Raw genomic sequence first — 23,080 nt, forward strand, 5'->3', positions numbered from 1 at the left:
CGCGGAAACCACGATAGAACTTGTTTCTATCGATTTGGTGACGGAGGGAGGCGCGGCGGTGACGCGCACCACCCCCTGTCATACTTTGTTGCTCGACGATCAGACCTGATGACAACACGTTCTACAAATGCGGAGGCCTCGATGGGTCGTATCTCCACGCTCGTCCTCATCGGGTTCGGAGCTTTCTTCATCGCACTGGCCCCGTTGGTGAAATTCTGGGCGGCCGAGAAGATCATCTCCGCGCCGGCGAACCAGTTCGGGATCTCCCGGCTGGAGGCCAAGCAGGCGCAGTACTTCTCCCTCCAGGACCTGAAGGTCCTCACCGGCGACCTCGACATCATCGTCACCACGCGCGGCGACGTGAAGGAGGCCAACTCCGACCGGGTCGTCTGGGACGAGGCCACGGTCGTCAACGACGTCACCAACAGCCGACCGCAGATCGACCTGTCCGAGCGGCGCAGCGCCTTCAACCGCTACACCGGCGTCGCCGTCAACTGCTGCGGCTCCAGTGTCGACAAGGCTCCGGTGCAGCTCGAGGGCCAGATCTACAAGTGGCCGTTCGACGTGGAGAAGAAGACGTACAAGGTGTTCAACGCGCAGGCGCAGAAGGCCTTCGACGCCACCTTCGTCCGTGAGGACAAGGTCGACGGCCTGCCGGTGTACGTCTTCGAGCAGGCCGTCCCGCCGACCAAGACCGAGACCCGCACCGCCCCCGCGAACGTGCTCGGCATGACCGGCACCACCGGTGACGTGCAGGTCGACCGCTGGTACGACGGCAAGACCACCTTCTGGATCGAGCCCGTCACCGGCTCGCCGGTCAAGCAGGAGGTGCAGCGCCACGAGGTGCTGAAGACGCAGGACGGCGTGGAGCGCTCGGCGGCCTTCATCGGCACCGCCGTGATGACCGACGAGACCGTCGACGGCCTGGTCAAGAACGCCCAGGAGGGCAAGAGCCAGATCAACCTGCTGCGGAACATCATCCCGCTGGTGGTGCTCATCGTGGGCGTGGCGCTGGTGCTGGCGGGCGTGGTGCTGGGCCGCCGCCGCCCGGCCGCCGCGTAAACAACGCGCCATTTTAAGGCCCGCCGAAAGGCGGGCCTTTTTCTTTTTTCGAGATCGATATAGAACGTGTTATAGACGGAGGTTGCTCACCGGTACCGACGAAAGGTTCTAGTGTAGAACACGTTGCAGTTCGCGTTGTGCCGGACGTATTGTCGGGCCATGCGGACACGTGTCACGGACATGTTCGGTATCGAGCTCCCGATCTTCGCGTTCAGCCACTGCAGGGACGTGGTCGCCGCCGTCAGCCGCGCGGGCGGCATGGGCGTGCTCGGAGCCCTCTACTTCACCCCGGAAGAGCTCGAGATGGAGCTCAAGTGGATCGACGACCACGTGGACGGCCGGCCGTACGGCGTGGACGTCGTCATGCCGGCCTCGTACGAGGGGGCCGACTTCGCCGCCGACGAGCTGGTCGGCCGCCTCCAGGCGATGATCCCCGAAGGGCATCGCTCGTTCGTGGAGAACCTGCTGGCCGAGCACGGGGTGCCCCCGCTCTCGGCGGACGCCGACGCGGGGCGGGTGCTGCTCGGCTGGACGGACGCCACGGCCCGCCCGCAGGTCGAGGTCGCCCTCCGCCACCCCATCGCGCTGCTCGCCAACGCCCTCGGCCCGCCCCCGGCCGACGTCGTCGAGCTGGCCCACGCCCACGGCGTCAAGGTGGCGGCCCTCGCCTCCACCCCCCGGCACGCGCTCAAGCAGGTCGAGGTCGGCGTGGACGTCGTCGTCGCCCAGGGCACCGAGGCGGGCGGGCACACCGGCGAGATCTCCACCATGGTCCTCATCCCGCAGGTGGTGGACGCGGTGGACGTGCCGGTGCTGGCCGCGGGCGGCATCGGCAACGGCCGCCAGATGGCCGCCGGCATGGCGCTCGGCGCGGAGGGCGTGTGGACCGGCTCCCTGTGGCTCACCGTCGAGGAGGCCGACACGCCGGAGATGGCCAAGCGCCGCATCCTGGAGGCCACCTCCCGCGACACCGTCCGCTCCCGCAGCTGGACCGGCAAGCCCGCCCGCCTGCTCAGGAACGAGTGGACCGAGGCGTGGGAGTCCGCCGAGTCGCCGGGCACGCTGCCGATGCCCCTGCAGTTCATGCTGGTCTCGGACGCCCTGCGCCGCATCGGCCGCTCCGACGCCGCGGAACTGGCCACCTTCCCGGCCGGCCAGATCATCGGCCTCATGAACCAGGTCCGCTCCACCAAGGACGTCATCTTCAACCTGATGGAGGAGTACGGCGAGGCCCTGGAACGCCTGGACCGCATCACGGAGGACTGAGCCCGGCTCGGGCGGCGGCCACCCACCGGGCCGCCGCCCTGCCTGCGATCATGAGATTCATCCGCCTCGGCCGGAGATCCCGCTTCGCGGCGAGGGTCGGGACGATCAGCTACGCCGGTCCCAACGGTCGTCGTAGACACGGTCGTCACCGAACACCTTGTCTGCCTCGCGGCGCAACTCCGCGTGGTCGACGTGCGGAAGACGCCGATGCTTCGCGACCAGCTCCTCGGCGCTCAGGCGGCGTTGCTCCTCGGGACCTGAGTGGACGAGCCGGTGGAGTCGCGCACGCGCTTCACGCACCTGGTCGGGGCGGAGCCGGTCGACCAGGCGGTGAAGTTCTTCGTACTCTTCCCGCAGTTCCGTCATGCCGGCGAGCCTACGACGCGAGACCAGCGGTTTCCGGCGTTTCGTTCAGTGGCCCTGGTAGTTGGCCGGGCGCTTCTCGCGGAAGGCGCGGGTGCCTTCCTTGGCGTCCTCGGAGCCGATGACCGGCCAGCCGAGGTCGTCGGAGACCTTCAGGGCCTCGGGTTCGGGCAGGCCGAGGGTGTCGCGGTAGGTGCGGAGGATGGCCTGGACGGCGAGGGGGCCGGAGGCGGCCACGTCGTCGGCCAGTTCGCGGGCCACGGCCAGCGCCTGTCCGTCCGGGACGACGCGGTTGACCAGGCCCATAGCCAGCGCCTCGGCGGCCGTGACGGCGCGGCCGGTCAGGAGGAGGTCCATGGCGTGGCAGTACGGGATCTGGCGGGGGAGCCGGACGGCGCTGCCGCCCATCGGGAAGAGCGCCCGCTTGGCCTCGAAGAGCCCCAGCGTGGCCGACTCGGCCACCACCCGCAGGTCCGTGCCCACCAGCAGCTCGGTGCCGCCGGCCACCGCGTAGCCCTCGACGGCGCAGATGATCGGTTTGGTGGGCAGGTCCTCGCGCAGCAGGCCCTTCCAGTGGAAGTTCGGGATCCTGGCGGCCCGCGCCTGCACGTCGGGGTCGGTGGACGGCTGGCCCATGGCCTTGAGGTCGGCGCCGGCGCAGAAGGTGCCCTCGGCGCCGGTCAGGATCGCGACCCGGACGTCCGGCTCGGCGCTCGCGTACGCCCAGGCCGAGGCGAGGCCGATCAGCATGTCCGAGGAGAGCGCGTTGCGGGCCTCCGGCCGGTTCATGGTGACGACGAGGACGTGCCCGTCGCGTTCGACCCGGCAGTGGGGGGTGCTGATCGGCAGGAGCTCCACGATGCCTCCGAAGTCTCGTATCAAGCGCTTGCTACGCACTTCGCCCCAGGATACGCTCCCAGCAGCAAACGAGAACAGGTTCCTGTTTTTTCGTCGGCCGCGAGGAGCGCACATGGGCACGCTCGGTTTCTGGAGGCTCGCGCAGGCGGATCCCGATTGGATCGCCGCCGTGGACCCCGACGGCGCGGAACACCGCGCGGGCGACCTCCTGGCCCGGGCCAACCGCCTCGTCCACGGCCTGCGCGACGAGCTCGGGCTCCAGCCTGGCGACGGCGTCTGCGGCCTGGTGCCGAACGGCGCCGACGGCCTCGTGCTGTATCTGGCCGCGCTCCAGGCCGGCTGGTACTACACGCCGGTCAACTGGCACCTCACCGGACCGGAGATCGCCTACATCGTCTCCGACAGCGAGGCCAAGGCGTTCTTCGTGCACCCGCGCTTCCTCCAGGAGGGCGCGCGGGCGGCCGAGGCCATCGCCCCCGAGCGCCGCTTCCTCATGGGGGAGGGGACGGACGGGTTCCGGCCGATGCGCGAGCTGACCGACGGCCGTCCCGACACCGCGCCCCCCGACCGCACCGCCGGCCTGACCATGCACTACACCTCCGGCACCACCGGCAAACCGAAGGGCGTGCGCCGCCCGCTCAGCGGCCTGGACCCGGACGACGGCGCCGAGCTGATGACGTTCCTGCTGGGACTGTTCGGCGTCACCCCGGGACGCCCCAACGCGCACCTGGTCACCTCGCCGAGCTACCACACCGCCGTCACCCAGTTCGGCGGCACGGCCCTGCACATGGGCCACACGCTCGTCTACATGGACCGCTTCGACGCCGAGGAGCTGCTGCGCCTGTGCGAGCGGCACCGCGTCACCAGCTCCCACATGGTGCCGACGCACTTCAAGCGGCTGCTCGCGCTGCCGGAGGAGACCCGGCGCGCCTACGACCTGTCCTCGCTCAAATGGATGATCCACGCCGCCGCCCCCTGTCCCGTCCCGGTGAAATGGGCGATGTTGGAGTGGTGGGGCGACTGCGTGTACGAGTACTACGCGGCCACGGAGGGCGGCGGCACCCTCGCCACCCCCGAGGGCTGGAAGGCGCACCCGGGCACGGTCGGCACGGCCTGGCCCATCAGCGAGCTGCTCATCGTGGACGAGCAGGGCGAACCGGTCCCTGCCCGCACCCCCGGCACGATCTACATGAAGATGCTCGGCGCGTCGTTCGAGTACAAGGGCGACCCGGACAAGACCGCCGCCAACCGGCTCAAGGACCACTTCACCGTCGGCGACATCGGCTACCTCGACGAGGACGGCTTCCTCTACCTCTGCGACCGCAAGGCCGACCTCATCATCTCGGGCGGCGCGAACATCTACCCCGCCGAGATCGAGAACGAGCTCATGATCCACCCCAAGGTCGCGGACGTGGCCGTGTTCGGCATCCCGGACGAGGAGTGGGGCGAGCAGATCAAGGCCGTCGTCGAGCCCGCCCCGGGCGCCGAACCAGGACCCGAGCTCGCCGCCGAGCTGCTGGCCTCCCTGGAGGGCCGGCTGGCCCGCATGAAGTGGCCGCGAACGATCGACTTCATCGCCGAGATGCCCCGCGAACCGAACGGCAAGCTGCACAAACGCAGGCTCCGCGACCCGTACTGGGAGGGACACGACCGTGCCATCTGATCCGCTGGTCGCTCAGCACGTCCTGGAGTTCCCCGGCGGTTACACCCGCTCGACCGGCCCGGTGGTGGGCCGCTTCCTCACCGAGCTGCGCGAGCGCCGCATCGTCGGCGTGCGGACGAGCGAGGGCGGCGTGCTGGTGCCGCCCCTGGAGTACGACCCCGCCACCGGCGAGCCCGTGACCGGAGAGTACGTCGAGGTCGGCCCCGCCGGCACGGTCACCACCTGGACGTGGGTGCAGGAACCGCTCGACTCCCACCCGGTGGACGTCCCCTTCGCCTGGGCGCTGATCGCGCTCGACGGCGCGGACACGGCGCTCGTGCACGCCGTCGTCCCCGAGCACCCCAAGGCCATGCGGGCCGGGATGCGGGTCCGGCCCGTGTGGCGGGAGCAGCCCACCGGCCACATCACCGACATCCGGCACTTCACCCCCGAGGTCACGAAGATCGTCTCCCCGGTCCGCGCGGAGTACCGGCTGCGGGCGGGCGGCTCGCTCGGCGTGTTCCTGGCCGGCGTGGAGCGCGGCGTGCTGCTCGGCGGGCGCTGCGAGCGGTGCGCGAAGGTGTACGTCCCCTACCGCACCTTCTGCCCCGAGTGCGGAGGCCCCATCCCGGACACCCTCGAACTTCCCGACACCGGGACGATCACCACGTTCGCCATCAACAACCTGCCCGATCCGCGGGCGCCCGAAGTGCCCTTCGTGTCGGCGTACATCCTGCTCGACGGGGCCGACCTTCCGATGATCGCGCTGGTCGCGGGCGTGCCCGCGCACGAGGTGCGGCAGGGCATGCGGGTGCGGGCCGTGTGGGTGCCCGAGAGCGAGCGTACGGCGTCCATGGCGAACATCCGCTGGTTCGCCCCCACCGGCGAGCCCGACGTGGAGCTGTCATGAGAGAGGTAGCGATCGTCGCGTTCGCGCAGACGCGGCACACCGACCACGACACCGGCCTCAGCGAGCCCGAGCTGATCCTGCCCGTCATCAACGAGGTGAAGGAGCGCACCGGGCTCACCCGGTTCGGCTTCACCTGCTCGGGGAGCTGCGACTACCTGGCGGGCGCGCCGTTCTCGTTCGTCTCGGCGCTCGACGCGCTGGCCGCCTGGCCGCCGATCTCCGAGAGCCACGTCGAGATGGACGCCGCCTGGGCGCTGTACGAGGCATGGGTACGCCTCCAGCACGGCGACATCGACTCGGCCCTCGTGTACGGGTTCGGCAAGACCTCGCTCGGCGACCTGCGCACCATCATGACGTTGCAGCTCGACCCGTACTATCTGGCCCCCCTCGGCCTCGACCAGCTCTCCTACGCCGGGCTCCAGGCCGCCGCGCTCGGCGCGGAGCGCGCGGAGCTCGACGAGATCGTACGCCGCAGCCGGGCGGACGGGCGGGCGAACCCGTACGCGCTGGACCTGCCCGACCCCGAAGGGGACGGGCTCGTGGCGCCGCCCATCACCGACGGCGCGGCGGCGGTCGTGCTGGCCGCCGGCGACCTCGCCACCCGCCTCACCTCCACCCCCGCCTACATCAGGGGCGTCGCCCACCGGATCGAGCCCCACTACCTGGGCATGCGGGACCTCGCCCGGTCGGCCTCCGCGGCCGACGCCGCCCGCGCCGCCGGCGTCGGCAAGGGCCCCGTCGAGGTGGCCGAGCTGCACGCCCAGTTCGCGCACGAGGAGATCATCCTGCGCGAGGCGCTGGAGCTGACCGGCGACACCGTCGTCAACCCGTCCGGCGGCCCGCTCGCCGCGAACCCCGTCATGGCGACCGGCCTCATCCGCATCGGCGAGGCCGCGCAGCGCATCCTCGACGGCCGCAACCACCGGACCGTCGGGCACGCCGCCGGCGGCCCCTGCCTGCAGCACAACCTCGTCACCGTCCTGGAGGGCTGAGATGGGCAACCGCTGTGCGGTCATCGGCGTCGGGCAGACGCACTACACGACCCGCCGCCAGGACGTCTCGATCGCCGGGCTGGTGCGCGAGGCCGCGGTGCGGGCACTGGAGGACGCCGGGCTGACGTTCAAGGACATCGACGCCGTCGTCATCGGCAAGGCGCCGGACCTGTTCGAGGGCGTGATGATGCCGGAGGCGTACCTGGCCGACGCGCTCGGCGCGGCCGGCAAGCCGGTCATGCGGGTCCACACGGCCGGCAGCGTCGGCGGCTCCACCGCGCTGGTCGGCGCCTCGCTCATCCAGGGCGGGGTGCACGAGCGGGTGCTGGTCGTGGCCTTCGAGAAGCAGTCGGAGTCCAACGCCACCTGGGCGCTGTCCACGCACCTGCCGTTCAGCGCCTCGCTCGTGGTGGGGGCGGGCGGCTACTTCGCGCCGCACATCCGCGAGTACATGCGCAGGACCGGCGCGCCCGGCCACATCGGCACGCTCGTCGCCGTGAAGGACCGGCTCAACGCGCTGAAGAACCCGTACGCCCACCTCAAGATCCCCGGCATCGACCAGAAGATGGTCGAGTCCACGCCCATGCTCTGGGAGCCGATCCGCTACCTGGAGACCTGCCCGTCCAGCGACGGCGCCTGCGCCATGGTGCTCGCCGCCGAGTCGGCCGTCACCGGCACGCCCGCCTGGGTGCACGGCACCGCCATGCGCTCGGAGCCGATCTTCCGCGCCGACCGCGACACGGTCAGCCCGCAGGCGGGCAAGGACTGCGCCGCCGACGTCTACCGGCAGGCCGGCATCACCGACCCGCGCCGGCAGATCGACGTGGCCGAGGTCTACGTGCCCTTCTCCTGGTACGAGCCCATGTGGCTGGAGAACCTCGGCTTCTGCGCCGAGGGCGAGGGCTGGAAGCTCACCGAGTCCGGCGCGACCGCCCTCGACGGCGACACCCCCTGGAACGCCTCCGGTGGCGTGCTGTCCAGCAACCCGATCGGCGCGTCCGGGCTCATCAGGTTCGCCGAGGCCGCCCAGCAGGTGCGCGGCCAGGCCGGCGAGCACCAGGTGGACGGCGCCCGCACCGCGCTCGGCCACGCCTATGGCGGCGGCGCCCAGTTCTTCGCCATGTGGATCGTGGGACGGGAGAAACTCTGATGGAGTTCAACCACGCGGACCTGTTCGAAGGGCTGGCGGACGCGATCCCCGAGCGGGTCGCGGTGATCTGCGACGCCGACCGCCGCACCTACGCCGAGCTGGACGCCGAGGCCAACCGGCTCGCCCACTACCTCGACGGCCTGGGCGTCGGCCCCGGCGAGCACGTCGGGCTCCAGCTCTACAACGGGCTGCCGTACGTCGCCGGGATGCTGGCCGCGCTGAAGCTCCGCGCCGTGCCGATCAACGTCAACTACCGCTACGTCGAGTCCGAGCTGCTCTACCTCTACCGGGACTCCGACATCCGCGCGCTGATCTACGACGTCGAGTTCGAGCCGCGCGTCGCCGCCGTCGTGGGCGAGGCGCCGCTGCTGGAGCACCTGATCGCGGTCGGCGGGCCGCCGTCGATCGGCTCGGCGGTGACGTACGAATCCGCGCTGGAGAGCGGCAAGCCGGAACGGGGCTTCTCGCCACGCTCCGGCCAGGACGTCTACATCATCTACACCGGCGGCACCACCGGCATGCCGAAGGGCGCGATGTGGCGGGTGGAGGACCTGTTCTTCGGCTTCGGCGGCGGCAACCCCGGCGGCGAGCCGCGGGCCACCCCGCAGGAGGTCATCGACGAGGCGGTCAAGGCCGGGCCGATGACGATGATGGCGGTGCCGCCGCTCATGCACGGGGCGGCGCAGATGGCCACGTTCATCACCTGGTGCATGGGCGGGACCATGGTGTACGTCCGCAAGTTCGACCCCGACGAGGTCTGGCGGACCGTCGAGCGCGAGCGCGTGCTCACCGTCAACATCACCGGCGACGCCATGGCCAGGCCGCTCGCCGAGGCGCTGGCGGCGGGCTCGTACGACGTGTCGTCGCTGTTCGTGGTCAGCTCGACGGGCGCGATCCTGTCGGGCGCGGTCCGCGACCGCCTCCAGGAGCTCCTGCCGAACGTCATGATCCTCGACAACTTCGGCTCCACGGAGTCCGGCTACACCGCCTCCGCCGTCGCCGGGTCCTCGCCCGAGAAGGGCCTGCGCTACCAGCCGAACGCGGTGGTCCGGCTGGCCGTGCTGGACGAGGCGGGCCGCCCGGTCGAGCCCGGCTCGGGCGCGCTCGGCACCGTCGCGAGGACGGGACGGGTCGCGTTCGGCTACTACAACGACCCCGACAAGACCGCCCGCACGTTCGTCACCGACGAGCAGGGCACCCGCTGGCTGCTCACCGGCGACCTCGCCACCGTCGACCCGGACGGCACGGTCAACGTGTTCGGGCGCGGCTCGCAGTGCATCAACACGGGCGGGGAGAAGGTGTTCCCCGAGGAGGTCGAGGCGGTGCTCAAGGGCCATCCCGGCGTGTTCGACGCGGTGGTGACCGGGGTGCCGGACGAGCGCTGGGGCAACCGGGTGGCGGCGGTCGTCGAGCCGCGGCCGGGGGCGGACCTCACGGCGGAGGAGCTGGACGCGCACTGCCGCACGCTGCTGTCGGGGTACAAGGTGCCGCGTTCGTACGCGTTCGTGGACCAGATGGTCCGCTCCCCGGCGGGGAAGGCGGACTACCGGTGGGCGCGGGAGACCGTCGAGGCCGGCGAATCCTGAGCCGGCCCCGACGGCGGGCGGGTCAGCCGAAGTTGATCCACGCCCGGGTCGTGCCCGTTCCCGGGGCGACGTCCAGGTAGTCGGCCCGGCCGTCGCCGTCGATGTCGGCGAACTGGATCCTGGCGCCCTCCACCAGGACCCCGCTCGCGACCTCGCCGCCCGGCATCCAGTACCAGTCGCCGCCTCCTGGCTTGGGCCCGCCGTTCCGCCAGACCTGCACGGAGCTGTCGTAGGGCTGGGTGCCGGTGTGGTTGTCGTCGAAGCGGCCCATGAGGAGGTAGTCGGCGGACCGGCTGCCGTGGAGCGGGGCGAAGCGGACCCGGTGGCCGGGCTGGCCGACGCCGCTCGCGATGGTGCCCTGGGGGAGCCAGTACCAGTCGCCGCCCCCGGGCTTGGGGCCGCCGTTGAGCCAGGCCTGGACGGAGCTGTCGTCGTTGACCTTCACGTAGTCGGCCCTGCGGTCGCCGTCGAGGTCGGCGAAGCGGATGTGGCTGCCCGGCGCGCCGACGCCGCCCGCGATGGTGCCCTGGGGGAGCCAGAACCAGTCGCCGCCGCCGACGGGCTCCTTGGGGTTGGGGCCGCCGTTGAGCCAGGCCTGGACGGAGCTGTCGTCGTTGACCTTCACGTAGTCGGCTCTGCCGTCGCCGTTGAGGTCGGTGAAGCGGATGTTCGCCCCGGGCGCGCCGACGCCGCTCGCGATCTTGCCTTGGGGGAGCCAGAACCAGTCGCCGCCGCCGACCGGCTCCTTGGGGTTGGGGCCGCCGTTGAGCCAGGCCCGGACCGAGCTGTCGGCGTTGATCTGGAGGTGGTCGGCCCTGCCGTCGCCGTCGAGATCGGCGTAGACGACCCTGCTGGTGTCCCCGCCGTACGTCCCGGACGCGATCGTGCCCTGCGGGACCCAGCCTCTGACGGGGGCGGGAGCCGGGTTCCCGCCGCCGGGCGCGCCGATCCAGCCGGCCCGCGCCGCCTGCACCAGGCCGTGGTAGAACGCCCCCGCCATCTTCAGGTAGCCCGAGTCGTTCGGATGCAGGAGGTCGGCCAGGTCGGTGAGCGTCACCGTGGTCAGGTTGACCAGGTAGACGTGCTTGCCGGCGGCCCACCGCGCCCCCGCCTCCAGCCGGATCGCCTCGTTGAACCGCAGGATCCGCTCCTGGGTCGGCCCCCAGGCGGACGGGACGACGGTCGAGACCAGGACGGTCACGTCGGGGGCGGCGCGGAAGATCTGGTCGATGAGGGCCCCGAGCCTGGCCGGCGCGCCTCCCGGGTTGTCGTTGTTGTTCAGGTCGTTGGTGCCGATGTGCAGCAGCACCACGTTGGGCCGGTACATGGCCAGCGCCGCGTCGACGACGCCGGCGAGCTGGGAGATCGTCCAGGCGGGGTGCCCCTCGTGGGCGTCGGGCGCCGGGCCCGAGCGTTGCGAGCCGACGAACGTGACGCCGGCCCCGTCGTCCTTCAGCAGGTTGTGCAGCGCCGGCCGGTAACCGCCGCCGTTCGAGCTGCCCGCGCCGTGCGTGATCGAGTCGCCGAGCGGCATGATCCGCAGCTCCCGCTGGAGGTTCGAGGAGACCCCGGCCCAGGCCGCCGTCTCCTCGGCGATGAGCCGCTCCAGCTCCTCGAACCGCCAGCCGAGATTCTCCACCCGCTCGGCGACCACGCCGCCGAACCAGCGGTCGAGCCAGGGCACCTGGTTCCTGATCCAGCCGCCGGCCTTCTTGATGGACGTGGCGAGCTGGGCCTTCGCCCACGGGGCGAGGTACTTCTCCCACAGGACGCCGCCCGCCAGCCCGAGGATCCCGGCGATGATGATGTCCCTGGTCGCCTCGATGGTGCCCAGGGTTCCCGCGAACGTGTGCGTCATGATCGCCGTCATGATGCCGGTCACGGTGGTCTGGAGCGGGGTGCAGACCAGCGGGATGATCGCGGCGCCCACGCCGCTGGACGTCAGGAAGCCGATGCACAGCATCCTGAGCCCGTAGCCGATGATCCAGCCGATGGCCGTGGCGGCGATGTCCTGCCAGAAGCTGGAGGTGGTGATCTCACCGGCCGGGATGGTGAGGACCAGCCCGCTGCCGTTGGAGGTCAGGTTGACCGTGCCGGCGAAGTTGGGCCACACCGAGGTGTCCACCCGTTCGTGCACCGGGACCGAGCCGTCCGCGACGGCCTGCTTGAGCGCGCCGCCCAGGCCGCCGTGCTCCCTGATCTCCGCCTGCACCTCGGGGACCAGGTCCCGCAGGACGGCAGGGCTCAGGCCGAGGTCGGCGGCGTTCAGGGTGATGGTGACGTCCCGGTCGGCCGCTCGCGCCGGCAGGGCGGGGGCGAGGCACACCACCATCACGACGGACAGCAGGGAGATCAGGAACCGACGCGCTCGTAACATCTGCCACCTTGCTCCGTGGGAACGATGACCGCTCGGAGAAGGTATCGCCGGTCACGAGATGGAGATCAAGAAGCGGATGGCCGGCAGGTGAACCCTGGGTGGCGCGTCCCTCGGCCCGTCAGGCCTTCTCGGCCGCGAGCCAGGCCGCCAGCCCGAGATAGACGACCCCGCTGCCCACCTCCAGCCGCCGCTGCGCCCGCCGGGAGGCCCGCAGCCGCCCGGCGAGGGCCGAGGCGAGCATCGCGTACGTGCCGTCGGAGGCCATGCCGAGCGCGATCCACAGCAGCCCGAGCAGCAGGATCTGCGGCCCGAGAGGTCCCGCGGCCGGATCGGCGAAGTGCGGCAGGAACGCCAGGAAGAAGATCGCCGTCTTCGGGTTGAGCACGTTGACCACGACCCCCTCCCAGAACAGCCGCCGCTTCGACTGCACCCGCAGCTCCACGGCCTCCTCGCCGCCGCCGCGCCGGACGAGGTTGCGTACGCCGAGCCAGACCAGGTAGGCGATGCCGCCCCACTTGACCACGGCGTAGGCCGTGGCGGAGGCGGCCAGCAGCGCGCTGAGGCCGAGCGCCGCCGCGGCCACGTGCACGACCGAACCGGCGTGCACGCCCAGCACGCTGATCAGGCCCGCGCTGCGGCCCTGGGCGACGCTGCGGGTGACGATGTAGAGGACCGAGGGTCCCGGCACCACGAGCAAACCGAGCGTCAGCGCGCAGAACAGCGCGAGAGTCGCGACATCAGGCATACAAGCATTGTAGGAAGGACGTCAAAGGCTTTTCCTCAGCGTGTGGAGCAGCGCCTCGACGGGCGGCGGGTGGGGCGGCTCGCCAAGGACGGCGGCGTACACGTGCCGGCTCGAACCGGCGATCTCGGCGACCTCGACGCCCGGGTGGCGGTGGGCGCGCAGGGCGAGGCCGGGCAGCATGGTGAGGCCGAGGCCGGACGCCACCAGCGCCTGCACGGCCACGATGTCGTCGCTGGTGAACGAGACGCGCGGGGCGAAGCCCGCCCTGGCGCACACGTCCAGGAGGTGAGTGCGGCAGCGTTCGCAGCCGGCGATCCAGGAGGCGTCGGCGTGCGCCGCCAGGTCGCAGTCCACCGGGCGGTCGGCGACCAGGTAGCCGGGGTCGTCCATGAGGGGGATCATGGTGATGCCGCGTTCCTCGGGGGCGGTGTCGTCATAGCGGAAGATCACGGCCACGTCGGCGCGGCCGGCGCGCAGCAGCCGCAGCGCCTGTGGCGGCCCCGCCTCGGTGAGGTCGAGCCGGAGGCCGGGATGGCCGGCCTTGAGCACCGTGACCGCCCGCGGGACGAACGTCCCGAGCGAGGAGGGGAAGGCGGCCAGGCGCACCCGGCCGGCGCGCAGGCCCACGTGGGCGGCCAGCTCCTCGGCGGCGTCGTCGAGCCGGCCGATGATCTCGGCGGCGCGTTCGGCGAGCAGCCACCCGGCCTCGGTCAGCCGGATGCCCCGGCCCACGCGCTGCACCAGCCGGGCCCCGGTCTCGGCCTCCAGCCGGGCCAGGTGGTGGCTCACGGACGGCTGCGAGTAGTGCAGCTCCTTGGCGGCGGCGGTGACCGAGCCCTTGCGGGCGACCGCGAGGAGGACCCGGAGGCGGACGACGTCCAGCATTCATCGACCATATCTATGGGTGAGCCAGAACACTTCTGTTGGACCTATCGATACCGGCGGTAGCACTGTGGAGAGGGAAGGACCACCGTCTGCTCTCCCTGAAGGGCAACCATGGAAGTCGCCGTCACCGCACTCGCCAGGCCGGGTCTGGAGCCGCTCGTCAGCGGCATCTCCGCCGTCGTGGCCCGGGGCCTGGACCCCGAGCGCACCGCGTACGCCGCCGCCGACGTGTTGCGCGAGCGCCTGCCCGGCCCCGGCCTGCTCACGCCGGAGGAGCGGGCGGGCAGGCCCGACACGTACGTCTCCCACCTGCTCCACGCCGAGGAGGGCTTCTCGATCGTCGGCGTCGTGTGGCGGCCGGGCCAGGTCACCGTGATCCACGACCACGTCTCCTGGTGCGCGTTCGGCATCCTGAGCGGCGTCGAGCACGAGACCCTTTACCGGGACATGGGCGACCACCTGCGCGAGCTCGGCCGGACCGACAACCGGCCTGGCGAGGTCAGCGGCTTCGCGCCGCCCGGCGATATCCACAGGGTGGTCAACACCAGCGCCGACGTCGGGGTCTCCGTGCACGTGTACGGGGCCGACCTGAGGCGGCTCGGCAGCAGCGTGCGCCGCGCCTACGACCTCCCTGTGCGATGAGTTCCTGACGCCCCGCTGGTCTCCATGGCGGGACGCGATGCCGGGGACGCGCAACTTTATTTGCGCAAATTATTTTTCGCATCTACGGTGGAGTCATGGCCACCGAGAAGACGCGCCACGTCCGCGACCTCGACACGCTCAAGGCGCTCGGGCACCCGCTGCGCATGAAGCTCTACCGCGCGCTCTACGTCGCGGGCACGGCCACCGCCTCCCACCTCGCCGACCAGGTCGACGAGGCGGTGAGCCTGGTCAGCTACCACCTGCGCAAGCTGGCCGCGCACGGCCTCATCGAGGAGGCGCCGGTGGCCGGCGGCGACGCCCGCGAGCGCTGGTGGCGTCCGGTCGCCGAGAGCATCTCCACCAGGGACGCCGACTTCCGCGACAGCCCCGAGGAGGTCGCCGTCCACGCCGCCGTGAGCCGCGCCCACACCCGCCAGCAGCACGAGATGTACGAGGGCTACCTCGACGCCCAGATGAGCTGGGAGCCCGGCTGGCGCGACGCCGCCTTCTCCTCCGAATACCTGATGTGGCTCACGCCCGACGAGCTGCGCGGCCTCGGCGACGAGCTGCGCGAGCTGGCCGACCGGTGGCGGGCGCGCGGCCGGGCGGCCCGCGACGCGGGCGACACGGAGGAGCGCGAGAGCGTCGCACTCCACATGTACGGCTTCCCGTTCCGCTCATGGCGGCCATGACACCGACCAGGAGGAACCCGATGGACCCCGACCTCTACCTGTACGTCGAGCGAGCCCGCGCCCGCGAACTGCGCGCCGAGGCCGCCCGCCACCGCGCGACCGCCCGCCCCCGGCCGGCGCCGGGCCCCCGTCCCTGGCGCGCCCGGCTCGGCTGGGCTTTGGTCGAGACGGGCCTGCGCCTCGTCCACACCGGCACGCCGCCCCGCCACGCGACCGACCACTGACCTCGCACTGCGTCAGCGATACTCTGCCAGGCCGTCCGCGAGCTCTTCTTCGTCGCCGTCGCGGACGGCGTAGAGGGCTTGCTGCAGGGCGAACGTGCCGCCGATCGCGGCGATGCGGGTCAGGAGTCCGTGGTCTGACCAGCCGCCCAGGGCGAGCACCCGCTCCAGGAGCTGAGGACCGTGGCCGGCACCGATGGCCGCGAGGTCCTCGGCGGGGTCGCCGAGTGCGACGTCGTCCCAGTCGAGCACTCCGGAGAGGCGCGGCAGGCCGTCCTCCCACTCCCACAGGATGTTCTCGGCGCCGAGGTCGCCATGCACCACCGCTTCGGTGAGGTGGGGAAGGCTGTCGAGTGCCGCGAGTTCCCGCTCGGCCCGGAGGCGTCCGCTGGGGGACATGAGGGGGAACAGCTCCGCGCGGACGTCCTCCCCGAACCGCCGCCACTGGCCTTCCGGTGCTTGAGGGAGAACCGCTCGTGCTGTTTCGTCCGCGCCGGCGCGGGCCAGAGCCGCCAGCAGCGTGACACACTGCGCGGCCACGGTGTCGACCACGTGGGCGTCGTCGAGCGCGTCGGTCTTCAGCGGCTCCCCCGGAAGACGGCTGAGCACCAGGAACGGCGTCTCGCCGGTGCCGGGGGCACCGCCGTGGAGCAGCGGTTCAGGGATGCGGAAACCGAGGTCGAGGCCGGCGAGCGCGCGTAGCGCGGTCACCCGCTCGGGCAACCGGGCGGCCGCCGACGGGGTGCGGGGCAGGCGTACGACGCGGTCCGAGCCGATGACCACGATGTGGAACTGCCCCTGACGTACGGCGAGGTCGTCCGGATCGTCGTCGGGCAGCAGACGGCTCAGCAGGGCGCGATGCGTCGTACGGATGCTCACGGGTGTTCTCTGGACCCTTCGGCGGTGGTCGGAGCTGATGCGCGTGCGGCCCGGCGCAGCTCGTCGTGACCGAGGAAGCGGAACATGCTCTCCCCGGCCGCGAGCGGTCGCGGGCGCCCGGTGAAGCGGTGGGCGCCGACCCCGTACCCGGCCTGCGGCGGCGACACCCACTCCAGGGCGAAGCCGTTCTCCTCGAACCACGTGCGGATTCGCGGCACCAGGTCCGGCTCCTCGCGGTGCCGCGTCCAGACGACCGTGCCGCCCTCCGCGCACAGCTGCGGGAAGAAGCCGACGGTCCGCCGGACGTCGTCGTCGCTGATGTTGCCGAAGATGCCGCAGGCGAGGACGAGGTTCGCGGGCGCCAGGTCGGCGTACTCGTCGGTCAGGGAGGCGTCCGCTTCGACCACCTCGACCCGGCCGAGCCCGGCCGCCGCGGCGGCGCTCCGCGCGAGGTCGCAGTTGGCGGGGTCCAGCTCCACCAGCCGCGCCCGTACGTCGTCGCGCCGGGGGTGCTCCGCCAGCACGGGGATGAGGTCCCGCCCCTGGCCCGCGCACATGCTGATCACCCGCAGCGGTCCTGCGGGCGCGGCGTCCAGCGCCGCCCTGACGCGCTCCTGGACCGCCACCAGCCGCCGCGCCAGCGATGAGTCCGGCCGATCGTACTCGTCGTGCCACTCGTTCCAGTCCATGACGGGACACTATGTCGCACAGGACCCGAACGATCTAGAGAGAGAAGGAGCGCGGTGACACGGCTTCTCGCCCGCGTGTGGAGGATGCTGGGCGGCCGGCTGCGGTGGCGGCTGGTGTGGCTCACGCACGCCACGTTCATGATCGGCGTCACCGGCCTGGTCCGTGACGACGAGGGCCGGCTGCTCGTGCTGCGCCACCGGCTGTGGCCGGAGCGCCGCCCCTGGGGCTTCCCCACGGGCTACGCCAAGCGCGGGGAGACGTTCGAGGAGACCGTCCGGCGCGAGGTCCGCGAGGAGACCGGCCTCGACGTGCGCGTGGGCCGGCTGCTCCGGGTGCGCAGCGGCTACGCCCTCCGCGCCGAGCTCGCCTACGAGGCCGTCCTGACGGGCGGCACCCTGAAACTGGACCCCCTGGAGATCCTGGAGGCCCGCTGGTGCCACCCCGGCGACCTCCCGGAGGGCCTCCAACCCGCCCACAGGGAGCTGCTGGCGGAGAATCCCTCCGGGTCAGGCGGCTGAGAAGGTCAGGCCGCGCTGGGGGAGCCGAGTTCCAGGAGGAACAGGGCCTCGGCGGTGGCGACCTTGCGCAGTTCCTCCAGGTCGACCCGCTCGTTGGGGGCGTGGCAGCCGGCGTCCTCGTCCTCGGCGCCGAACAGCAGGATCTCCGCCGCCGGGAACTGCTTGAGCAGCGTGTTGACCAGCGGGATGGAGCCGCCGGCGCCGACGTCGCGCGGCGGGCGGCCGAAGGCGCGCTCCATCGCCCGGTTGAGCGCGGCGCGGGCGTAGCCGCCCGAGTCGGCCTGGAAGCCGGAGCCCACCGTGAAGTCGCCGAAGCCCACCTGGACGCCCCACGGGGCCACCTGGCGCATGAAGTCGACGACGGCGTTCACGGTCGTCTTCGGGTCGCCGGCCGGGGGGACGCGGACCGTCACGCGGGCCCGCGCCACGGGCTGCACCGCGTTGATGGCCTGCGCCACCGTCGGCACGTCGAGGCCGGTGACGGTGATGGCGTAGGACGACCACAGGCGGTCGGCGAGCGAGCCTGAGCCCACCAGGGACACCCCGTCGAGCACCCCCGCCGTCTTCCTGAACTCCTCCTCCGACGGCCCCTGGCCGAGGAACGAGCCCCGCGGCAGCCCGGGGACGCGGATGTCGCCGTTGTCGTCGTGCAGCGCGGTCAGCATGCGCATGAGGGCGGCCAGCGCGTCGGGGGCGGCGCCGCCGGCCGAGCCGCTGTGGACGGACTCGCGCAGCGTGCGGACCTCGACGGTGAAGGCGGCCATGCCGCGCAGCGAGGTCGTCACCGCCGGGTCGCCGACGCGCGGGTTGCCGGTGTCGGCGACCACGATGGCGTCGGCGCGCAGCAGCTCGGGGTTGCGCTCGACGAACGCCTCCAGGCGCTCGCCCGCGTACTCCTCCTGGCCCTCGACGATGACCTTGATCCCGACCGGGAACCGGCCGCGGAACGCGCGCAGGGCGGCGACGTGCGACATCACGCCGGACTTGTCGTCGGCGGTGCCGCGCCCGTAGAGGCGGCCGTCGATGAGGGTCGGCTCGAACGGGGGCGTCCGCCAGGCGTTGAGGTCGCCGGCGGGCTGCACGTCGTAGTGCGCGTACAGCAGCACGGTGGGCGCGCCGGGCGGGGCGGGGGCCTCGGCGTAGACCGCCGGGTAGCTGCCCTCGACGGGGACCTGCTGCACGCGCGGCAGGCCGGCCGAGCGGAGCAGTTCCTCCGTCACCGCGGCGGCGGCGAGCACGGGCTCCTCCGGGTGCCCCGGGAACGCGACGGAGGGGATGGCGGCCAGCCGCTTGAGGTCCTCGACGGTCTGGGGCATCGAGGCGGCGACGGCGCTCTCTATCTGGTCTGGAGTCACTGGGACGCTCCCCCGGGGGTCGTTCTCGTCGAAGCTGGACAGTTTGCCACTCATTGGATCACATCCGCCCGCCTATCTGGGACGCAACCCGGTAAACGGGACGAAACGGACATGCTCCATCGCGTTAATCTACATGCGGATTTCGTTGCCGTTACATGGTGCTTCTGCGGATCTCGATTTTCCTGCACACTGCTACGACCGATTCGCTTGGCAAACGATCGGTGAGCATGCAGACTTGGGCTAGCTGAGAGACGAGGGAAGATAACGATGACGCAGCCGGAACACGACGTCCTGAAGGCCGCGCAAGACCACCTTTGGTTGCACTTCACCAGGCACAGCGCCTACGAGCAGTCCGAGATCCCGACCATCGTCCGCGGTGAGGGGTCCTACGTCTACGACATCCACGGCAAGCGCTACCTCGACGGCCTGGCCGGGCTCTTCGTCGTCCAGGTCGGCCACGGCCGCCAGGAGCTGGCCGAGGCCGCCGCCAAGCAGGCCCAGGAGCTGGCCTTCTTCCCTCTGTGGTCCTACGCCCACCCCAAGGCCGCCGAGCTGGCCGAGCGCCTGGCCGCGCAGACCCCCGGCGAGCTCAACCGCGTCTTCTTCACCACCGGCGGCGGCGAGGCCGTCGAGACCGCGTGGAAGCTCGCCAAGCAGTACTACAAGCTCGTCGGCAAGCCGCTCAAGCACAAGGTCATCAGCCGCCAGATCGCCTACCACGGCACCCCGCAGGGCGCGCTGTCGATCACCGGCATCCCCGCGTTCAAGCAGATGTTCGAGCCCCTGGTGCCCGGCTCGGTCCGCGTGCCCAACACCAACCACTACCGCGCCGACGAGATCACCGGCGTCCCGGGCATGACCCCCGAGGAGTACGGCATCTGGGCGGCCGACCGCGTGGCCCGCGCCATCGAGATGGAGGGCCCCGACACCGTGGCCGCCGTCTTCGCCGAGCCCGTGCAGAACGCCGGCGGCTGCTTCCCGCCGCCCCCCGGCTACTTCCAGCGGCTGCGCGAGATCTGCGACGAGTACGACGTCCTGCTCGTCTCCGACGAGGTCATCTGCGCCTTCGGCCGCCTCGGCACCATGTTCGGCGGCCAGAAGTTCGACTACGTGCCCGACATCATCACCTGCGCCAAGGGCATGACCAGCGGCTACTCGCCCATCGGCGCGATGATCGCGCACGAGCGGCTGTTCGAGCCGTTCAAGGACGGCGACACCATGTTCGCCCACGGCTACACCTTCGGCGGCCACCCCGTCTCGGCCGCCGTCGCCCTCGCCAACCTCGACATCTTCGAGCGCGAGGACCTGCTCGGCCACGTGACCAGGAACGAGCCGCTGTTCCGCCAGACCCTCGACGACCTGCGCGACCTGCCCATCGTCGGCGACGTGCGCGGCTCCGGCTACTTCTGGGGCATCGAGCTCGTCAAGGACAAGGCCACCAAGGAGACCTTCGACGCCGCCGAGTCCGAGCGGCTGCTGCGCGGCTTCCTGTCCAAGGCGCTCTTCGACGCCGGGCTCTACTGCCGCGCCGACGACCGCGGCGACCCCGTCATCCAGCTCGCTCCCCCGCTGATCGCGGGCCCGCAGGAGTTCGAGGAGATCGGCTCCATCCTTCGTGGTGTCCTCACCGAGGCGTGGGCCCGCATCTGACACCCCTCAGCCCCCGGCACGACGGCGTGCCGGTCGGTACCCGAAAGGAACCACCGCAATGAAGATCGGTGTCCCTGCCGAGGTCAAGAACCACGAGTACCGCGTGGCCGTCACACCCGCAGGCGTCCACGAGCTGGTACGCAACGGCCACGACGTCATGGTGCAGAGTGGTGCCGGCCTCGGCTCGCACATCACCGACGAGGAGTACCTGTCCGCCGGCGCGAAGATCCTCGACGGCGCCGACGCCGTCTGGGGCGAGGCGGACATGGTCCTCAAGGTCAAGGAGCCGATCGCGGAGGAGTACCACCGGCTCCGCGAGGGGCTGGTGCTGTTCACCTACCTGCACCTCGCGGCCTCCCGGCCGTGCACCGACGCCCTGCTGTCGGCGGGGACGACCGGCATCGCGTACGAGACCGTCCAGGTCGGCAACGCCCTGCCGCTGCTCGCCCCGATGTCGGAGGTCGCCGGGCGGCTCGCCCCGCAGGTGGGCGCGTACAACCTCATGCGCTTCAACGGCGGGCGCGGCATCCTGCCGGGCGGCGTGCCCGGCGTGGCCCCGGCCAAGGTCGTCGTCATCGGCGGCGGCGTGTCCGGGCTGAACGCCGCCCAGATCGCGGTCGGCATGGGCGCCGAGGTCACCGTCCTCGACACCAACATCGACCGGCTCCGCCAGATCGACGCCGTCTACCAGGGCCGGCTGAAGACCCTCGTCTCCACCCGGTACGCCATCGAGCAGGAGGTCCTCCAGGCCGACCTGGTGATCGGCGCGGTGCTGATCCCCGGCGCCAAGGCCCCGACGCTGGTCTCCAACGACCTGGTCAGCCGCATGAAGCCGGGCTCGGTGCTGGTGGACATCGCCATCGACCAGGGCGGCTGCTTCGAGGACTCGCGGCCGACCACGCACGCCGAGCCGACGTACCAGGTGCACGGGTCGGTCTTCTACTGCGTGGCCAACATGCCGGGCTCGGTGGCCCACACCTCCACCCACGCCCTGACCAACGCGACCCTGCCGTACGCCGTCAAGCTGGCCAACCTCGGCTGGCGCGAGGCGCTGCGGGCCGACCAGGCGCTCGCCGCCGGCCTCAACACGCACGCCGGCCTGCTGACCAACCAGCCGGTCGCCGAGGCGCTCGACCTGGCCTACACGCCGCTGTCCGAGGTGCTGTAGGGCTCACTCCAGCCCGAGCCGCCCGCGCAGGTCGCGGGCGGTGGCGAGGACGTGCTGGACCTCCGCCGGGCTCGGCCACGGCGCCGCGCCCGGCCGCAGCAGCGTGCCCCGCACCGACGCCAGGTGCTCGATCGAGCTGCGGTGCGCCGCGGTGCGCCGCACCAGCCAGCTCACCACGTCGGAATGGTCGTGCAGCGGCCGGGTCATGAGGTCCCAGGTGGCGAGGATCTCGGTCAGCTCGGCCGCGTCGAGCGCCTCGCCGCCTCGCCGCCCGGTCGTGAGGGCGGCCAGCTCCGCCCGCGCGGCCAGCTCCGGCTCGGCGGGGCGGGCCCAGACGGGCGGCGGCGGGTCGGACAGCCACTGGTGCGCCTCGACCTGCTCCCCGGAGGCCGTCAGCAGCCCGCCCAGCTCGACCGCCGCCTCGCGGTGGCCGGCCTGCGCCGCCTGCCTGAACCAGTGGCGGCCGCCGGCCAGGTCGCCGAACTCGGCGATGAGCAGCAGGCCGTAGGTGAAGGCGGCCTCGGCGTCGCCGCCCGCCGCCGCCCGCCCGAACCAGTGGCCGGCCGAGGCGGTGTCGCCCAGCTCCACGCAGACGAACCCGGCCATGCGCTGGTCCTCGGCCCGGCCGGCGTTCGCGGCCCGTTCGTACCAGGCCCGCGCGGTGCGGAGGTCGCCGCGGGACAGCGCGATGCCGCCGAGCCAGGAGGCCGCGCCCGGATGCTCGCTCCGCGCGGCCAGCCGGTAGTAGGCCTCGGCGCCCTCGGGGTCGCGCTCCGCGTCGAGGTAGAGGCCCATGCAGTAGGCCGACTCGACGTGCCCGCCCCGCGCGGCCGACTCCCACCAGTGCACGGTCTCCTCGTCCTCGCCCGCCGCGTACGCCAGGAAGCCGAGGTCGTGGGCGGAGGCCGTGTCGCCGGCCGCCGCCGCCCTGCGGTGCCACTCGCGCGCCGCGGCCTGCTCGCCGGCGTCCTCGCAGACCAGCGCCAGACGGCGGGCGGCCACGCGGGAGCCGGCCCTCGCGGCGCGCTCGTACCAGCGCCGGGCGGTCTCGACGTCGCCGCGCTGCTCCAGCAGGAGCGTCGCCAGGTTGGCGGCGGCCTCGGCGTCGCCGGCGAGGGCGGCGGCCTCGTACCAGGTGAGCGCCTCCACCAGGCTGCCGTGCTTCTCGTGCCAGATGCCGAGGTTGAAGGCGCTGTCGACGTTGCCGCCCGCGGCGGCCAGCTCCCACCAGTGCTTGGCGGACACGCGGTCGCCGTGCTGGGCGTAGAGCTTGCCGAGCCGGTGCGCGGCCTGCGGGTCGCCCGTGCACGCGGCGGTCAGCAGCTCGGGCTCCTCGCCCATCCGCGGCGCCGGTACGGCGGGCGCCGCCACCTCTCCTTGCCAGGCCATAGGCCACAGGGTGGCACGTGATCGCCCGATCGCGAACCGT

General features: G+C 72.0%; 22 protein-coding genes. 13 read left to right on the forward strand and 9 right to left on the reverse strand.

Annotated elements, in window-relative coordinates:
• The first annotated feature begins 141 nt into the window (after positions 1–141).
• Together pgfA and AC27IY_RS43535 are read left to right on the forward strand one after the other, a co-directional pair.
• A complete protein-coding gene (gene pgfA, locus AC27IY_RS43530; RefSeq protein ID WP_344210045.1) occupies positions 142–1,062 on the forward strand; it encodes a cell envelope lipid trafficking protein PgfA in 921 nt (306 codons plus the stop codon).
• A gap of 159 nt (positions 1,063–1,221) precedes the next feature.
• Positions 1,222–2,328 (forward strand): NAD(P)H-dependent flavin oxidoreductase, encoded by a 1,107-nt coding sequence (locus AC27IY_RS43535; protein WP_423474290.1) that lies wholly within the window; start codon positions 1,222–1,224, stop codon positions 2,326–2,328.
• A 105-nt stretch (positions 2,329–2,433) separates the two neighbouring features.
• On the opposite strand, the gene AC27IY_RS43540 is transcribed toward AC27IY_RS43535, so the two are convergent.
• Positions 2,434–2,694 (reverse strand): hypothetical protein, encoded by a 261-nt coding sequence (locus AC27IY_RS43540; protein WP_487181592.1) that lies wholly within the window; start codon positions 2,692–2,694, stop codon positions 2,434–2,436.
• A gap of 45 nt (positions 2,695–2,739) precedes the next feature.
• Complete coding sequence (locus AC27IY_RS43545) at positions 2,740–3,549, reverse strand: crotonase/enoyl-CoA hydratase family protein (RefSeq protein WP_344210037.1); 810 nt, start codon at positions 3,547–3,549, stop codon at positions 2,740–2,742.
• Positions 3,550–3,661: 112 nt separating this feature from the next.
• Between AC27IY_RS43545 and AC27IY_RS43550 the strand changes: the two genes are divergently transcribed.
• Genes AC27IY_RS43550 through AC27IY_RS43570 form a run of 5 tightly spaced genes read left to right on the forward strand, consistent with a single transcriptional unit; the run spans position 3,662 to position 9,829 of the window.
• Positions 3,662–5,212: an acyl-CoA synthetase gene (locus AC27IY_RS43550; RefSeq protein WP_487181593.1), complete on the forward strand. Its 1,551-nt coding sequence runs from the start codon at positions 3,662–3,664 to the stop codon at positions 5,210–5,212.
• The gene (locus tag AC27IY_RS43555) at positions 5,202–6,101 is read left to right on the forward strand and encodes a Zn-ribbon domain-containing OB-fold protein (protein ID WP_487181594.1); all 900 of its coding nucleotides are present in this window, start codon (positions 5,202–5,204) and stop codon (positions 6,099–6,101) included. Before AC27IY_RS43550 ends, AC27IY_RS43555 begins: the two co-directional genes overlap by 11 nt.
• Positions 6,098–7,093, forward strand: a complete 996-nt coding sequence (locus AC27IY_RS43560) for a lipid-transfer protein (protein ID WP_423474295.1) — start codon at positions 6,098–6,100, stop codon at positions 7,091–7,093. Before AC27IY_RS43555 ends, AC27IY_RS43560 begins: the two co-directional genes overlap by 4 nt.
• A gap of 1 nt (position 7,094) precedes the next feature.
• Positions 7,095–8,243 carry a thiolase domain-containing protein gene (locus tag AC27IY_RS43565; RefSeq protein ID WP_329584518.1) on the forward strand — a complete coding sequence of 383 codons (1,149 nt, stop codon included), beginning with the start codon at positions 7,095–7,097 and terminating at the stop codon, positions 8,241–8,243.
• Positions 8,243–9,829, forward strand: coding sequence for an acyl-CoA synthetase (locus AC27IY_RS43570; protein ID WP_423474296.1), 1,587 nt, complete (start codon positions 8,243–8,245; stop codon positions 9,827–9,829). The genes AC27IY_RS43565 and AC27IY_RS43570 overlap by 1 nt, the downstream gene beginning before the upstream one ends.
• A 22-nt stretch (positions 9,830–9,851) precedes the next feature.
• On the opposite strand, the gene AC27IY_RS43575 is transcribed toward AC27IY_RS43570, so the two are convergent.
• The 3 genes from AC27IY_RS43575 to AC27IY_RS43585 form a co-directional block, all read right to left on the reverse strand.
• The gene (locus AC27IY_RS43575; protein WP_487181595.1) at positions 9,852–12,206 is read right to left on the reverse strand and encodes a GDSL-type esterase/lipase family protein; all 2,355 of its coding nucleotides are present in this window, start codon (positions 12,204–12,206) and stop codon (positions 9,852–9,854) included.
• A 118-nt stretch (positions 12,207–12,324) separates the two neighbouring features.
• Positions 12,325–12,951: a LysE family translocator gene (locus AC27IY_RS43580; protein ID WP_487181596.1), complete on the reverse strand. Its 627-nt coding sequence runs from the start codon at positions 12,949–12,951 to the stop codon at positions 12,325–12,327.
• 21 nt (positions 12,952–12,972) lie between these two features.
• Positions 12,973–13,836 (reverse strand): LysR family transcriptional regulator, encoded by an 864-nt coding sequence (locus AC27IY_RS43585; RefSeq protein ID WP_487181597.1) that lies wholly within the window; start codon positions 13,834–13,836, stop codon positions 12,973–12,975.
• A gap of 111 nt (positions 13,837–13,947) precedes the next feature.
• On the opposite strand from AC27IY_RS43585, the gene AC27IY_RS43590 reads away from it, so the two are divergent.
• The 3 genes from AC27IY_RS43590 to AC27IY_RS43600 all read left to right on the forward strand — a co-directional run bounded on the left by AC27IY_RS43590 (position 13,948) and on the right by AC27IY_RS43600 (position 15,394).
• Positions 13,948–14,478, forward strand: coding sequence for a cysteine dioxygenase family protein (locus AC27IY_RS43590; protein WP_449948217.1), 531 nt, complete (start codon positions 13,948–13,950; stop codon positions 14,476–14,478).
• A 95-nt stretch (positions 14,479–14,573) separates the two neighbouring features.
• Positions 14,574–15,170: an ArsR/SmtB family transcription factor gene (locus tag AC27IY_RS43595; RefSeq protein ID WP_364449604.1), complete on the forward strand. Its 597-nt coding sequence runs from the start codon at positions 14,574–14,576 to the stop codon at positions 15,168–15,170.
• Between the two features lie 20 nt (positions 15,171–15,190).
• Complete coding sequence (locus AC27IY_RS43600) at positions 15,191–15,394, forward strand: hypothetical protein (protein ID WP_423443706.1); 204 nt, start codon at positions 15,191–15,193, stop codon at positions 15,392–15,394.
• 12 nt (positions 15,395–15,406) lie between these two features.
• Here the strand turns inward: AC27IY_RS43600 and vph are convergent, their stop codons facing one another.
• Both vph and AC27IY_RS43610 read right to left on the reverse strand, forming a co-directional pair.
• Positions 15,407–16,270 (reverse strand): viomycin phosphotransferase, encoded by an 864-nt coding sequence (gene vph, locus AC27IY_RS43605; RefSeq protein ID WP_487181598.1) that lies wholly within the window; start codon positions 16,268–16,270, stop codon positions 15,407–15,409.
• Positions 16,267–16,959, reverse strand: coding sequence for a class I SAM-dependent methyltransferase family protein (locus AC27IY_RS43610; RefSeq protein ID WP_423474305.1), 693 nt, complete (start codon positions 16,957–16,959; stop codon positions 16,267–16,269). The genes vph and AC27IY_RS43610 overlap by 4 nt, the downstream gene beginning before the upstream one ends.
• A 54-nt stretch (positions 16,960–17,013) precedes the next feature.
• Between AC27IY_RS43610 and AC27IY_RS43615 the strand changes: the two genes are divergently transcribed.
• Positions 17,014–17,478: an NUDIX domain-containing protein gene (locus AC27IY_RS43615; RefSeq protein WP_364449593.1), complete on the forward strand. Its 465-nt coding sequence runs from the start codon at positions 17,014–17,016 to the stop codon at positions 17,476–17,478.
• A 5-nt stretch (positions 17,479–17,483) separates the two neighbouring features.
• Here the strand turns inward: AC27IY_RS43615 and AC27IY_RS43620 are convergent, their stop codons facing one another.
• Positions 17,484–18,833: a M20/M25/M40 family metallo-hydrolase gene (locus AC27IY_RS43620; RefSeq protein ID WP_344210005.1), complete on the reverse strand. Its 1,350-nt coding sequence runs from the start codon at positions 18,831–18,833 to the stop codon at positions 17,484–17,486.
• 267 nt (positions 18,834–19,100) lie between these two features.
• Here AC27IY_RS43620 and AC27IY_RS43625 point away from each other — a divergent pair, with 267 nt between their 5' ends.
• Positions 19,101–20,483 (forward strand): aspartate aminotransferase family protein, encoded by a 1,383-nt coding sequence (locus AC27IY_RS43625; protein ID WP_344210003.1) that lies wholly within the window; start codon positions 19,101–19,103, stop codon positions 20,481–20,483.
• A gap of 58 nt (positions 20,484–20,541) precedes the next feature.
• Entirely contained in the window at positions 20,542–21,651 is a 1,110-nt protein-coding gene (gene ald / locus AC27IY_RS43630; RefSeq protein ID WP_423443713.1) for an alanine dehydrogenase, read from the forward strand.
• A gap of 3 nt (positions 21,652–21,654) precedes the next feature.
• Here ald and AC27IY_RS43635 read toward each other — a convergent pair whose 3' ends face one another.
• Positions 21,655–23,040, reverse strand: coding sequence for a tetratricopeptide repeat protein (locus AC27IY_RS43635; RefSeq protein ID WP_371252689.1), 1,386 nt, complete (start codon positions 23,038–23,040; stop codon positions 21,655–21,657).
• Between the last annotated feature and the right edge of the window lie 40 nt (positions 23,041–23,080).

The organism is Nonomuraea sp. B208, assembly GCF_057536035.1.

Coding starts and splice junctions, on each gene's coding strand:
- pgfA (WP_344210045.1), top strand. CDS start 142: ATGGGTCGTATCTCCACGCTCGTCCTCATCGGGTTCGGAGCTTTCTTC.
- AC27IY_RS43535 (WP_423474290.1), top strand. CDS start 1,222: ATGCGGACACGTGTCACGGACATGTTCGGTATCGAGCTCCCGATCTTC.
- AC27IY_RS43540 (WP_487181592.1), bottom strand. CDS start 2,694: ATGACGGAACTGCGGGAAGAGTACGAAGAACTTCACCGCCTGGTCGAC.
- AC27IY_RS43550 (WP_487181593.1), top strand. CDS start 3,662: ATGGGCACGCTCGGTTTCTGGAGGCTCGCGCAGGCGGATCCCGATTGG.
- AC27IY_RS43560 (WP_423474295.1), top strand. CDS start 6,098: ATGAGAGAGGTAGCGATCGTCGCGTTCGCGCAGACGCGGCACACCGAC.
- AC27IY_RS43565 (WP_329584518.1), top strand. CDS start 7,095: ATGGGCAACCGCTGTGCGGTCATCGGCGTCGGGCAGACGCACTACACG.
- AC27IY_RS43570 (WP_423474296.1), top strand. CDS start 8,243: ATGGAGTTCAACCACGCGGACCTGTTCGAAGGGCTGGCGGACGCGATC.
- AC27IY_RS43575 (WP_487181595.1), bottom strand. CDS start 12,206: ATGTTACGAGCGCGTCGGTTCCTGATCTCCCTGCTGTCCGTCGTGATG.
- AC27IY_RS43580 (WP_487181596.1), bottom strand. CDS start 12,951: ATGCCTGATGTCGCGACTCTCGCGCTGTTCTGCGCGCTGACGCTCGGT.
- AC27IY_RS43585 (WP_487181597.1), bottom strand. CDS start 13,836: ATGCTGGACGTCGTCCGCCTCCGGGTCCTCCTCGCGGTCGCCCGCAAG.
- AC27IY_RS43590 (WP_449948217.1), top strand. CDS start 13,948: ATGGAAGTCGCCGTCACCGCACTCGCCAGGCCGGGTCTGGAGCCGCTC.
- AC27IY_RS43595 (WP_364449604.1), top strand. CDS start 14,574: ATGGCCACCGAGAAGACGCGCCACGTCCGCGACCTCGACACGCTCAAG.
- AC27IY_RS43600 (WP_423443706.1), top strand. CDS start 15,191: ATGGACCCCGACCTCTACCTGTACGTCGAGCGAGCCCGCGCCCGCGAA.
- AC27IY_RS43610 (WP_423474305.1), bottom strand. CDS start 16,959: ATGGACTGGAACGAGTGGCACGACGAGTACGATCGGCCGGACTCATCG.
- AC27IY_RS43625 (WP_344210003.1), top strand. CDS start 19,101: ATGACGCAGCCGGAACACGACGTCCTGAAGGCCGCGCAAGACCACCTT.
- ald (WP_423443713.1), top strand. CDS start 20,542: ATGAAGATCGGTGTCCCTGCCGAGGTCAAGAACCACGAGTACCGCGTG.
- AC27IY_RS43635 (WP_371252689.1), bottom strand. CDS start 23,040: ATGGCCTGGCAAGGAGAGGTGGCGGCGCCCGCCGTACCGGCGCCGCGG.